Source organism: Microtetraspora niveoalba (genome assembly GCF_001570405.1).
GTDB classification, from domain to species: domain Bacteria; phylum Actinomycetota; class Actinomycetes; order Streptosporangiales; family Streptosporangiaceae; genus Microtetraspora; species Microtetraspora niveoalba.
In genome coordinates this window covers 303,342-314,797 of the sequence record NZ_BBYM01000003.1, presented here as the reverse complement: position 1 = coordinate 314,797, position 11,456 = coordinate 303,342, and the positions used below count along the sequence as shown (strand labels likewise).

The window sequence follows — 11,456 nt, the reverse complement described above, 5'->3', positions numbered from 1 at the left end:
GGCATGCGCCCCTCGCACCCCCACGGTCCGGGAGTCCCCCACACCCACCGCAGGACATCACCCCTCGCACCCCACCGCCCAGGGCCTCCTTCCCCGCACCCCACCGCCCAGGGCCTCCTTCCCCGCACCCCCACCGCTGGGCAACTGCCCCTGACACCCCACGGCCTGGGGGTCCCACCCCACGCCACCGCCCGGCGTCCGCCCCTGACAACCCAGGGTCCGGGATTCCTCCTGGCACCCTGCGATCCAGGTCTCGCGCCACTCCGCACCGCCCGCACCGCCCGCACCGCCCAGGGCTATGTCACCGCCTATGCCGTCCATACGGCCATGGAGGCGGCGGGGGTTGAACGGTGCTGTGCGGATGGCGGAGTGGGAGGGGTGCGAGGAGTTGACCACCCGACGGAAGGCTCAACAAGAGCGACGGGAAGATCCGCAAGCTCGAAAACCGTCAGGCGACATTACGGTCAAGCCGAAAAGCGCCCCAGTTTGCGACTCATTGGTCCATTCGAGCCCATCGCGCACTCGACGGCGGCCCACTCCAGCCAACCAGGCCGCCACCGAACAAAGAGCAAGAGCAAAAGGGATAAATAGCGCCACATCACCAGCAACCCCCTGTGGAAAACTCGCCAATCGCCTGGTCTCGGGATGCAATAATTCGTGCAGGAGTTCGGATGGATGAGTGGAGGAGGTGAAGATGAAGCAGTCATTCGGGTCGTTCGAGTTCTCGACCGAAAAGCCGTCACGCCGCCCGGTCGAAGGGCCGTGTGACGAGGCGTGGTGGGATCACGTGGCCACGCTGGGAGCCGCTCACGCCGCTCGCGCTTCGGACGGAACGTCGGCGCTCGCTCTCGATGACGCGCTCGACAGCTTCTTCGCTCCCGCCCCTGGCGGTTTCCCCGGCCTTGCTGGGATCGTCCCCGGCGTCCCGGCCGATTCCGCTTACGCTTCCGCTTCCGCTTGTGCCTCCGATTCAACGGACGGCGGTTTCGATACAACCGTTGGCTCGGAGGCCGCCTGTGCCTGCGATTCCACCGATGCTTCCGGTTCCGGTTGTGCCTCCGATTCAACGGATGGCTGCCATTCCGTGGATGTCTTTGGTCGTGCTGTCGAGGAGGGCCGCGTTCCTGGCCGGGGCGGGGGCTTGCCTGGCTCCGATGAGGACAGCTCCCGCGCGGCCGGTTCCGGGGACGATATGGCCGGCCGCGCCGGCAGCGCCGCGGGATGCGGTGGTCCGGGAGGTGGCGGTGCGACAGGCCCGCGTCAGGTGTCATGGCCGTTGGTGGCGTCGGTCCGGGAGTCGGCCTCCGCGCTGGCGGTGATGTCGCTGCCGGAGTCTGCGGGGGTGTGCCTGGCCGAGGCGCAGGATCTTCTGTTCGCGCGTGATCGGCTGACGGCGGCGATCGCCGCGCGGGTGCGGCGGGTGCATGCGGTGGGTGAGGCCAGGGCGTACGGGCATGCCTCGACCAAGACGTGGCTGCGCGGCGGGGCGGGGATGACGGCCTCGGGTGCCGGTCGGCTGGTCGCTTTGGCTACGGAGTTGGAGCGGTTGCCGGTGGTGGGTGAGCGGTTCGCCCAGGGGAGCTTGTCGGAGGGGCAGGTGACGGCGATCTGCGCGGCTACCGGCCGGTTGACCGATGAGCAGGCGAGGCTGGCCGAGCCGATTTTGGTGTCGCTGGCGGATCGGGCGACTCCTGCTGAGGTGGCTCGTGCTGGTCGTTATCTGCATGCGGTGCTGAATCCCGATGGCGCTGAGGATGAGGCGGACGCGGATTATCGGCGGCGGTTTTTGTTGGTCAGGGAGAGTTCCTCGGGTGGGCTTGAGGGGGAGTTCCGTCTTCCGCGTGAGGCGGGGGCGCGGTTGCGGGCGTTGCTGGATGCGTATGCCAAGCCCAGGGCTGTGGGGGATGATCGGCCGCTTCGGGTGCGTAACGCGGATGTGTTGATCGCTTTGCTGGAGCAGCAGGTTGCCACCGAGCTTCTCGTGTTGGTGAACGCCGGTTCGCTGCCGGATGACCCTGTCCCTGCTGAGGGCGACCGGCCGACCGCACGCCCCACCGCTCCCGACCCCGGGCCCGGGCCTGGGGTAGGGGTAGGGGACTGCCCTGTCTCACACCCAGCCGATCCCGCCCCCGATCCCGAGCCCGGTGTAGAGAACAGGGCCGCCGCACGCTCCACCGGCCCCGAATCCGCCACCACGACCGCTTCTCCTTCGGAGGCTCCTGCGGCTTCCCAGTCGCCCCGTCCACGCTCGGCCCCCTCGCGCCCTGCCGGCGGGGAGGCCGCGCAGCCGGTTCCCCCACCGACGCCCGCCCCGCACTCGACCAGCACCGCCGCCACGAACGGGACCGGCACCACCTCCACCACTCGCCCAGACCGCCCAAATCCGGCCAACCGGCCTGTCGGCCCCCAGGAAGCCACCCAACACACGACCAGCACCGCCACCCCGAACGCGACCGGCACCGCCTCCGCTGCCCCGCGCGCAGGCCGCCCGCACCCGACCGGGAAGACGGCCGAGACACGGTCCCCGGAGCGGGCAACGACAGGAGCAGCCCGAGACAGGCGTGCATCCGCGATGCCCTCATCCGGTGACTCCCGTCCCGTCGGCACAGCCGTGGGGCAACCCGCCGCCGCGCAGTCCCCGTCACCCGACGACATGCCGCCGTCGCCCGAACGCCCCTCGGACACGCCACCACCATCAAGCACGTCACGGTCGGCGGAACCGCTGCCGAACACGCCACCACCGGGCGCACCCACGCCGGGCATCTCACCATCAGCGGAGCCGCTGCCGAACACGCCATCACCGGCCGCAGCAGCGCCAGGCGCATCAGCGTCAGCGGAGCCGCTGCCGAACACGCCGCCACCGGCCCCAGCAGCGCCGGGCACCTCACCGTCAGCCAAGCCAGAGCCGGGCGCGGGGCGCTTCGCCGCGCCCGAAGGAGGCGAAGCACCCCTCAAAGCATCAGCAGACGCGGACTCGCTGACAGACCAGCCTCCAGCCGATGAACCGCCGGTGGCGTGGGCGCTGCCCGCGGGGCTGCTGTCCGGCCGCAGACTCCCCGGACTGCTGCTGGCCACCGGCCAGTTCCTCCCGGCCCCCGACATCCACCGCCTGGCCCACACCTCCACCCTGGCCCGTCTCGTCATGAACGCCGACAGCCAGATCCTGGACATGGGCCGCAAAGTCCGCCGCGCTATCCCAGCACAACGCCGAGCCATCCTCGCCCGCTACACCACATGCGTCGTCGACGACTGCCCGCTGCCCGCCCACCTGTGCCAGACCGACCACATCGACAACTGGAGCGACGGCGGCACGACCGACCTGGACAAACTCGCACCCACCTGCCAGTTCCACAACCGCGACCGCTACCGGCACCCAGAGCGCTACCGCCTCTACCGCGCCGGAAAGGACCGCTGGGCCTTCGCCTACCTCGGCCCACGCCCGACCACCCACAACTGATCGGGAGACCCACTCCCCCTGGAGACCCCCAGCGAAGTCCCGCGGGTTGAGATCAGGTGGCGGGAGATAAGGATGGGGCGGATCAGGTGACGGGAGATACCCGCGGGTTGGGATCAGGTAGTGGGGGGTCTGACCGAAAAGGGCGCTTCGCCGCCGGGTTCCTACGTCACGCCGGGGGACCACGACGGGCGGCCGCGTCGAGCCCCGCGGTTCGCGGCGCCGCTCCGACGCCGCCACCCGCGTACCGCCGCGCGCAGCCCTCGCGGTCGATACGCGACCTCACGGCGACTGGGGACGTAAGGGAACGAGGCCGCCCGACTCAGGACCGCACCGCCGCAGGGACGGGACGGCCGGTTGTGCACCCAAGACGGCCGCGAGCGGGCCGAGGGAGTGGTCAGAGAACCCGGCCTACCATGCGGGCGTACATGCGGCCGGGGCTCGGCACGGACGGCGAGTGCAGGAAGCCCGGCAGCATGGGCAGGTCAACGGCGAAAGGCTGCAGTCGCTCGTACAGCGTGGCGGCATCGGCGGGGCGGTTCTCCGGCTGCTTCTCCAGCAGTTCGGCGATCAGCCGGTCGAGCTCGGCCGGGACGTCGGGCACCGACGGCGGCTGTTCCTTCACCTGCTTGTCGAACACGGCGTACTCGGTCGGGCCGGTGAACAGCGGTTTCCCGGTCAGCATCTCGTGCAGGACGCAACCGAGAGCGTAGAGATCGCTCTTCGGCCCGGCGACACCGCGCTGGATCTGCTCGGGCGACATGTACGCGGGAGTGCCCAGGATCTGGCCGACACGGGTGAACTGGGCGCCGTCCGACTCGCGCACCATCGCCAGGCCGAAGTCGAGGACCTTGACGCTGCCGTCGGGGCAGAGCATGAGGTTCGTCGGCTTGAGGTCACGGTGGCAGATGGACAGCGCGTGCGCCGCCGTCAGCACCGCGCACGCCTGGGCGGCGATCGCGGCGGCCCACGGGACAGGAAGCGGCCCGTGCTCGCTGACCAGGTCGGCGACCGTGACGCCCTCGATGAACTGCATCACCTGGAAGAGGCGCTGATCATACGTGCCGAAGTCATAGAGGACGGGCGCGCCCGGATGCTCCAGCCGCGCGAGAATGCGTGCCTCGCGGATGAACCGGCGCTCCAGCTCCTCGTCGTGACCGCCGGGGAAGCGGAGGAACTTCACCGCCACCTTGCGGTCGAGGCGCCTGTCGTGGCCGCCGTAGACGGCCCCCATGCCGCCCTGGCCGAGGGGAAGGTCGTCCAGCTCATACCGGTCGCCGATGACCATCCGCCCCTCCCGTCGACCTTTCGGGAAAAGCTACACCTTCACGCGCGCGGTCGTAGACGGCCGTCAACCAGCCCCTCCAACCCGAGCCGGATCAGCGCCTCGCCCGCCTCGGCCGCTTCCCTGATCGCGTCCTCAAGAGCGGCGAGCCGCCGGAAGGCCGCGCCGTACGCCTGCTGCTCCGTGAGTGGGAGCCGCGGGAGGCGGGCCCGGCGCACGTCGACGCGGCTGGCTCCGGGATGGACCCTGACGGCCGCGTACCGGAGGAAGCCGGCGAGGAAGTCCGCGTCGAGCCGAGAGCGGTCCACCCGATACAGCGAGAGCTGCGGGCCGAGCACGGCGCCCGACTGTTCGATCACGCGCACGGCGGTCGGGGAGGCCACCACGTCTCCGGCCGCCACCGTCACGAGGCCCGGCACGTTGGCGGTGCGACCGGACGGCGGCCCGCCCCGCTCCAGGTCGTCGGCGGTCAGCACGCCGAGATCCCCCCTTTCGGCCGCCTTCAGCACCGAATGCCGGATCGTCACCATGCCGGCTTTGACCAGATCGGTGATAGCGGTCGTGGGGAGGCCGGATCGGCCGGACAGCACCTCCAGCTCGGGCAGCGCTCCGGCGGCCTCGGCCAGCGACTCGGCGAGGTCCCGGAGCCGTCGTCCGGCGGCGGGATAACGATGAGGGTCGCTTCGTGAGGAGACGTGCCGGGCCGGGCTCACGTCCACCTCGTCGTCGAGCAGGTCGATGATCCGCACGATCCGGGCGGAGCGCGGCAGCTCGCCGCCCGCCCTCTCGACCCGGCCGTCATCGGCGTCCGCTCCGGCGCCGCCACGCGCGGGGCCGAGCGCGTCGGCCGGCCGCCACGCCCCGGCCCCCTCCGGCACGTACGGCCCGGGCCCTTCTCCGGGTGTCCCGGCGGGCACCGAGGGCGCGGACCCGCTGTCGGCGGCGGCCACCGGCCCGGTGCGCTCCAACCCCGTGCGCCCCGACCCTGTGCGCTTCGACCCCGTGCGCCCCGATCCCCTCCGCTCCGACCCGGCGGCTCCGGGCCGGACAGGAACATCGGCCTCCGCTTCGGCGCGTGCCGTGCCGCCGTGGGCGGTGTCGGCGAGGTAGGCCCGCCATGCCGACTCCACGATCGAGAGGTCGTCGGACGCGTCGGCGAGCAGGATCGATGCCGGGGAAGGCTCCCCGGCATGGGGCCGGCGCAGCAGCCAGAGATCCGGTCCGGCAGCGGACAGGGTGATGACGGCGCGCAAGGCGCCGGCACGCAGCAGGTTGGCGCGGATCCGCCGGCCGGAACGCCGCGCGGCGGCGGCGGCGGGCATCAGGATCGCGACCAGGCCTCCCGGACGCGCGTGCGCGAGGCAGTGCTGGACCCAGGCCAGCTCCGGCTCGCCGCGAGGCGGCACGCCGTAGTCCCAGCGCGGATCGCCGATCAGCTCCTCGTGGCCCCACGCCCGCTCGTTGAACGGCGGGTCGCACAGCACGACGTCCGCTCGCCGGCCCACGAAGCCGTCGTGCCGCAGCGAGTCTCCCGCCACGACGCGCGCGTCCGCGCCGCGCAGCAGGAGCCGCAGCGAGGCGAGCAGAGCGGACGTCTCGTTGATCTCCTGGCCGAGCAGGCGTACCGGCGGAACGCCGGGCACGCCGTCGGGAACGCCGGCATCCCGTGCCGGCGGGACACCGGGCGGGCCGCCGTCGAGGACGGCGGTGTCGGAGACGGACAGCAGGAGCGTTCCCACACCTACGGCGGGATCGAGGACCACGCCTCCCGCGGGGCAGGACTGCCGCGCGAGCCGCCCCATCAGCGCCGCCACCTCGCCCCGCGTGACCGCGAGCCGCCGGGTGTGCGCCTCGACATAGCGCTCGCACACGAACTCGAACGCGGTGGCCGGCCCGTGGAGCGCGGACAGGTCGGCGATCCAGCGGATCAGTTGCGCGTCTTCCAGGACCGTTCCCGGCCGGACCGGCAGATCGGGCGTCGCCGACGCCACCTCGCGCGGAAGCCGTACGACGAGATCGGGGGCGGCGGCGATCCGACGCCAGCCGTCGGGGTCGCGGAGCACGTAGAGAAGGAACGCCCCCGCGAAGCCCGCCAGCTCGCCGAGCCGGAGATCGTCCACGGCGGCCCTGAGCCCCTGCCAGACGCGGTCGCCCAACGACACCTCGAAGGATTTGCCGTTCTTGCGCAGCCACTCCTCGATTTCGGGCAGGGAGAACAGCGGGCTGGACGCGGTGCCCCCGACCGGCTGCGGAAAGTCGTCATACCGACGGCGCCAGTTGCTCACCGCGGCCCTCCCGACGTCGGCTAGGCGGGCGATGTCGCCCGCGTTCACTGTGGCGTCGTGGCTCATGACGGCCAGCTTAGCTGGAGCTTGTGAAGTCATTCAACCAGTGCTTTACTCAAAAGCATGACGCACAACCGACTTCGCTACGCCGCGGGATCCGACGTCGGCCGTTCCCGGAAGAAGAACGAGGACTCGTTTCACGCCGGCGAGAGACTGCTCGCCATCGCGGACGGGATGGGTGGTCACGGTAACGGAGAGGTGGCCAGCGCCGCGGCGATAACCGCCCTCGCCCTCCTGGAAGAGGGGCCGTTCCCCGAGGACGCGGTCGCCGCCCTCGATGACGCGGTGCAGGAGGCCAGCCGCAGGTTACGAGACCTGGCGGTCCGCGACCCGGCCCTTGAGCGGATGGGCACCACCATCACCGCGATGCTGTGGGACGGCTCGCGCTTCGCGCTGGCGCACGTGGGCGACTCGCGGGCGTACATGCTGCGTGACGGCGCCCTGTACCAGATCACGCGCGATCACACGCTTGTCCAGTCACTGGTGGACGACGGCCGGATGAGCCCTGATCAGGCGGCCAAGCATCCCAACCGGTCCCTCTTGTTGCGGGCGGTGGAGACGAGCGGTCTGGCCGACCCCGACCTCTCGCTCCGCGGGGCCCACCCCGGTGACCGCTATCTGCTCTGCTCGGACGGCCTGACCGCGGTGCTCGATCCGGAGACGCTGCACCGCGTGCTCACCACGGTCGGCGATCGCGAGGAAGCGGTGCGCCAGTTCATCGAGCTGGCCAACGAGGCGGGCGGCCCGGACAACATCAGCGTCATCGTCGCCGACATCGAGGCCGTCCCGGCCTGACTCGTACGGCCCGGCCGGGCGAGGCAGGGGATCCGCCGAGGACAGCACGCGGCGAGGTCCGGCCGAGCCCGGCCGACCGTCCCCTCGGACGTCCCCGGCCACGCACCGGCACCCCATTCAGGGGCGGAAGCGGTAGCCCATCCCGGGCTCGGTGATCAGATGCACGGGGTGGGCCGGGTCCCGCTCCAGTTTGCGGCGCAACTGCGCCATGTACTGCCGGAGATAGTGCGTCGCCGTCACGTATGTGGCCCCCCACACCTCGGTGAGCATCTGGCGCTGGCTGACCAGCTTCTCGGGGTTGCGCAGCAGGATCTCCAGCAGGTGCCATTCCGTCGGGGTGAGCCGTACGCCGCCGGAGATCGTCTTGTCGGCGAGGTCGACCGTATGGTCGCCGATCCGCACCACGGGGGCCTCGGCCTGGTGTACGGCGGCGCGGCGGGTGGCGGCGCGTACCCGGGCGAGCAGCTCGTCCAGGCCGAACGGTTTGGTGACGTAGTCGTCGGCTCCCGCGTCGAGGGCGCTCACCGCGTCGGCGCTGCCGGCGCGGCCGGTGAGCACGATGATCGGCACCTGGCTCCACCCGCGCAGGCCGTGGATCACGTCGATGCCCTCGATGTCGGGCAGGCCCAGGTCGAGTACGACGAGATCGGGATGCCAGTCGGCGGCCTGGCGGAGCGCGGAGCCGCCGTCGGCCGCCACGGCCACCTCGTAGTGCCGGGCGGCGAAGTTGATGCGCAGCGCCCGAAGGATCTGCGGTTCGTCGTCGACGATCAGGATCTTGGTCATCGGCGCTCCGCGGCGGGCGTGTCGCCGTCCGCGCTGAAGGAGGCGTCGCGGTCGCGGCCCGCGGTGTACTCGGCGGGCGTGTCACCGTCGGCGCTGAAGGGGGCGTCGCGGTCGCGGCCCGGGGTGTACTCGGCGGCCGTGTCCCACGAGATGGGCAGGGTGACGGTCATGGTGAGTCCTCCTCCGGGCGTCTCCTCAGGCACCAGGGTGCCACCCATGGCCTCGGTCAGGCCGCGCGAGAGGGCCAGCCCGAGCCCGACGCCCGTATGGTTGTCCCGGTCGCCGAGGCGCTGGAAGGGCAGAAAGACCCGATCATGGGCCTCCGGGGGGATGCCGGGGCCGCGATCGACGACTCTGATCTCCACGTGGCCGCCGTGTCCGCTGGCGGTGACGAGCACCTTCTCCTCCGGGGGGCTGTAGCGGACGGCGTTGGCCATCAAATTGGCCAGTACTCGTTCCAGCAGGGCGGGATCGGCCTGGATCTCGGGAAGTTCGACCGAGATGTCCCCATCGATACGGTCCCAGAGGGGGCCGAGATCGTCGATCGCCCGGGGCACGACGTCCTCCAGGGCGGTCGGCTGCATCGCGAGCCCGAGCGCCCCCGCCTGGAGACGGCTCATGTCGAGCAGGTTCGCCACCAGCCGGTCCAGTTTGAGCAGCGACTCGTCGGCGGTGGCCAGAAGTTCGGCGCGGTCCTCCTCCGTCCAGTCGATCTCGGTGTTGCGCAGGCTCTCCACGGCCGCCCTGGCGGAGGCGAGCGGGGTGCGCAGGTCGTGGCTGACGGCGGCGAGCAGGGCGGTGCGCATCTTGTCCGCCTCGGCGAGCGGCCTGGCCTGCTCCGCCTCCTCCTCCAGCCGCTCCTGCCGGAGCGCGATGGCGGCCTCCGCCGCGAACGCCTCCAGGACCCTGCGGTCGGACGCGTCCAGCAGCCGGCCGCTCGCCGTGAGCACCAGGTCGTCGTCGATGACCACGTCGGTGTCGGCCGTACCGGGGCAGGCGCACGGCGGGCCTCCGGTGGTGGCGACGATGCGCCAGGCGTCCGGATCGGACTGGTCTCCCGCGGCCGGCTGCCGATCGCCGCGCCGTTCGAGGAGGGTGACCGAGGTCAGGCCGAAGGTCTCCCTGAGCCGGCCGAGCAGGGACGGCAGGGCCGCCTCGCCGCGCAGCACATGCCCGGCGAGCGTCGAGAGCACCTCGGCGTCCGCGCTCGCCCTGGCCGCCTCTCTCGTACGGCGGGCCGCCACGTCGACGACGGCGCTGACCATGACCGCGACCAGCACGTAGATCGCCAGCGCGAACAGGTTCTCCGGGCTGTAGATGGTCAGCGTGTAGAGGGGCGGCGTGAAGTACCAGTTGAGCAGGGCGAAGCCGACCACGGCCGCGGTGATGGCCGGCCACATGCCGCCGACGAGCGCCACGACGACCACCATGAGCAGGAAGAGCAGGATCTCGCTCGGAAGGGTGATCGTGTCGCGGAAGGCGACCAGCAGTGCGGTCAGCCCGGGGATCCCGAGCCCGGCGAGCCCCCAGCCGGCCAGCCGTCGCCTGCGGGTGAGCGCGGCCCTCGATCGGGAGCTCCTGGTCCTGCCCTTGCTGATCTGCTCGTGCGTCACCATGTGGACGTCGATGGAGCCGGACATGGCGGTGGTGGTGACGCCGACGCCGCGCGAGAACACCTGCGCCAGCCGCCCGCGCCGGGACGCGCCGAGCACGAGCTGGGTGGCGTTGACGCCGCGCGCGAAGTCGAGCAGCGCGCGCGGGATGTCGTCGCCGACCACCTGGTGGTAGGTGCCGCCGACGCTCTCGACCAGCGCGCGCTGCCTGGCCAGGCTCGCCGGGTCCTGCCCGGCCAGCCCGTCGGCCCTCGTGACGTGTACGGCGAGCAGGTCGGCGCCCTTGCTCCTGTCGGCGATGCGGGTGGCCCGGCGCACCAGGGTGTCGCCTTCGGGGCCGCCGGTCAGGGCGACCACGACGCGTTCGCGGGCCTCCCACGTCCCGGCGATGCCGTGCTCGGCGCGGTAGCGGTCGAGCTGCTCGTCGACCTTTCCGGCGACCCAGAGCAGGGCCAGCTCGCGCAGGGCGGTCAGGTTGCCGACGCGGAAGTAGTTCGACAGCGCGGCGTCGACCTTCTCCGGCGGGTAGACGTTGCCGTGCGCCATCCTGCGGCGCAGCGCCTCGGGCGACATGTCGACGAGCTCGATCTGGTCGGCCCGCCGTACGACCTCGTCGGGGACGGTCTCGCGCTGGGGCACCCCCGTGATCTCCTGGACGACGTCGTTGAGCGACTCCAGGTGCTGGATGTTGACGGTCGAGACGACGTCGATCCCGGCGTCGAGGATCTCGTCGATGTCCTGCCAGCGTTTGACGTTGCGCGAGCCCGGCACGTTGGTGTGCGCGAGCTCGTCCACCAGGACCACGCGGGGGTCGCGGGCGATGACGGCGTCCACGTCGAGCTCGGCGACGGTCATCCCCCGGTAGACGAGGGCATTCCTGGGGACGATCTCCATGCCGTCGAGCAGCTCGGCCGTACGGGCGCGGCCGTGGGTCTCGACGAGCCCGACGACGACGTCCCGGCCCCGCTCCAGCGCCCTGCGGCCCTCGCCGAGCATCGCGAAGGTCTTTCCGACTCCGGGAGCGGCACCGAGATAGATCCGGAGCCGCCCACGCGCCATGTGCCTCATCTCCTCGTGCCGTCCACGACCAGGTTAGGCCGCGGCAGGTCGGCCGCCGGTCCGCCCCCAAGAGGCCGTGCTCGGCCGGGTCGTGCTCGTCCAGGTCATGCCCGTCCAGG

Annotated in this window: 6 protein-coding genes and 1 pseudogene; 3 read left to right on the top strand and 4 right to left on the bottom strand. The window is 71.7% G+C overall.

The window, feature by feature from the left end; translation table 11 throughout:
* Window positions 1–694 precede the first annotated feature (694 nt).
* Window positions 695–1,960 (top strand): annotated as a pseudogene (locus tag AWQ70_RS42345) (DUF222 domain-containing protein); the annotation flags it as partial.
* 1,050 nt (window positions 1,961–3,010) lie between these two features.
* Complete coding sequence (locus AWQ70_RS41000) at window positions 3,011–3,457, top strand: HNH endonuclease signature motif containing protein (protein WP_067169655.1); 447 nt, start codon at window positions 3,011–3,013, stop codon at window positions 3,455–3,457.
* A 394-nt stretch (window positions 3,458–3,851) separates the two neighbouring features.
* Here AWQ70_RS41000 and AWQ70_RS02810 read toward each other — a convergent pair whose 3' ends face one another.
* Together AWQ70_RS02810 and AWQ70_RS40995 are read right to left on the bottom strand one after the other, a co-directional pair.
* Complete coding sequence (locus tag AWQ70_RS02810; protein ID WP_067169652.1) at window positions 3,852–4,742, bottom strand: serine/threonine-protein kinase; 891 nt, start codon at window positions 4,740–4,742, stop codon at window positions 3,852–3,854.
* A gap of 38 nt (window positions 4,743–4,780) precedes the next feature.
* Entirely contained in the window at window positions 4,781–7,090 is a 2,310-nt protein-coding gene (locus tag AWQ70_RS40995; RefSeq protein WP_067169651.1) for an HsdM family class I SAM-dependent methyltransferase, read from the bottom strand.
* Between the two features lie 57 nt (window positions 7,091–7,147).
* Between AWQ70_RS40995 and AWQ70_RS02800 the strand changes: the two genes are divergently transcribed.
* Window positions 7,148–7,879 (top strand): PP2C family protein-serine/threonine phosphatase, encoded by a 732-nt coding sequence (locus tag AWQ70_RS02800; RefSeq protein ID WP_067169649.1) that lies wholly within the window; start codon window positions 7,148–7,150, stop codon window positions 7,877–7,879.
* Between the two features lie 117 nt (window positions 7,880–7,996).
* Here the strand turns inward: AWQ70_RS02800 and AWQ70_RS02795 are convergent, their stop codons facing one another.
* Together AWQ70_RS02795 and AWQ70_RS02790 are read right to left on the bottom strand one after the other, a co-directional pair.
* Window positions 7,997–8,665 carry a response regulator gene (locus tag AWQ70_RS02795; RefSeq protein ID WP_067169647.1) on the bottom strand — a complete coding sequence of 223 codons (669 nt, stop codon included), beginning with the start codon at window positions 8,663–8,665 and terminating at the stop codon, window positions 7,997–7,999.
* Window positions 8,662–11,337, bottom strand: a complete 2,676-nt coding sequence (locus AWQ70_RS02790; protein WP_084516449.1) for a sensor histidine kinase — start codon at window positions 11,335–11,337, stop codon at window positions 8,662–8,664. The genes AWQ70_RS02795 and AWQ70_RS02790 overlap by 4 nt, the downstream gene beginning before the upstream one ends.
* Between the last annotated feature and the right edge of the window lie 119 nt (window positions 11,338–11,456).

Coding starts and splice junctions, on each gene's coding strand:
- AWQ70_RS40995 (WP_067169651.1), bottom strand. CDS start 7,090: ATGAGCCACGACGCCACAGTGAACGCGGGCGACATCGCCCGCCTAGCC.
- AWQ70_RS02810 (WP_067169652.1), bottom strand. CDS start 4,742: ATGGTCATCGGCGACCGGTATGAGCTGGACGACCTTCCCCTCGGCCAG.
- AWQ70_RS02795 (WP_067169647.1), bottom strand. CDS start 8,665: ATGACCAAGATCCTGATCGTCGACGACGAACCGCAGATCCTTCGGGCG.
- AWQ70_RS02790 (WP_084516449.1), bottom strand. CDS start 11,337: ATGGCGCGTGGGCGGCTCCGGATCTATCTCGGTGCCGCTCCCGGAGTC.
- AWQ70_RS02800 (WP_067169649.1), top strand. CDS start 7,148: ATGACGCACAACCGACTTCGCTACGCCGCGGGATCCGACGTCGGCCGT.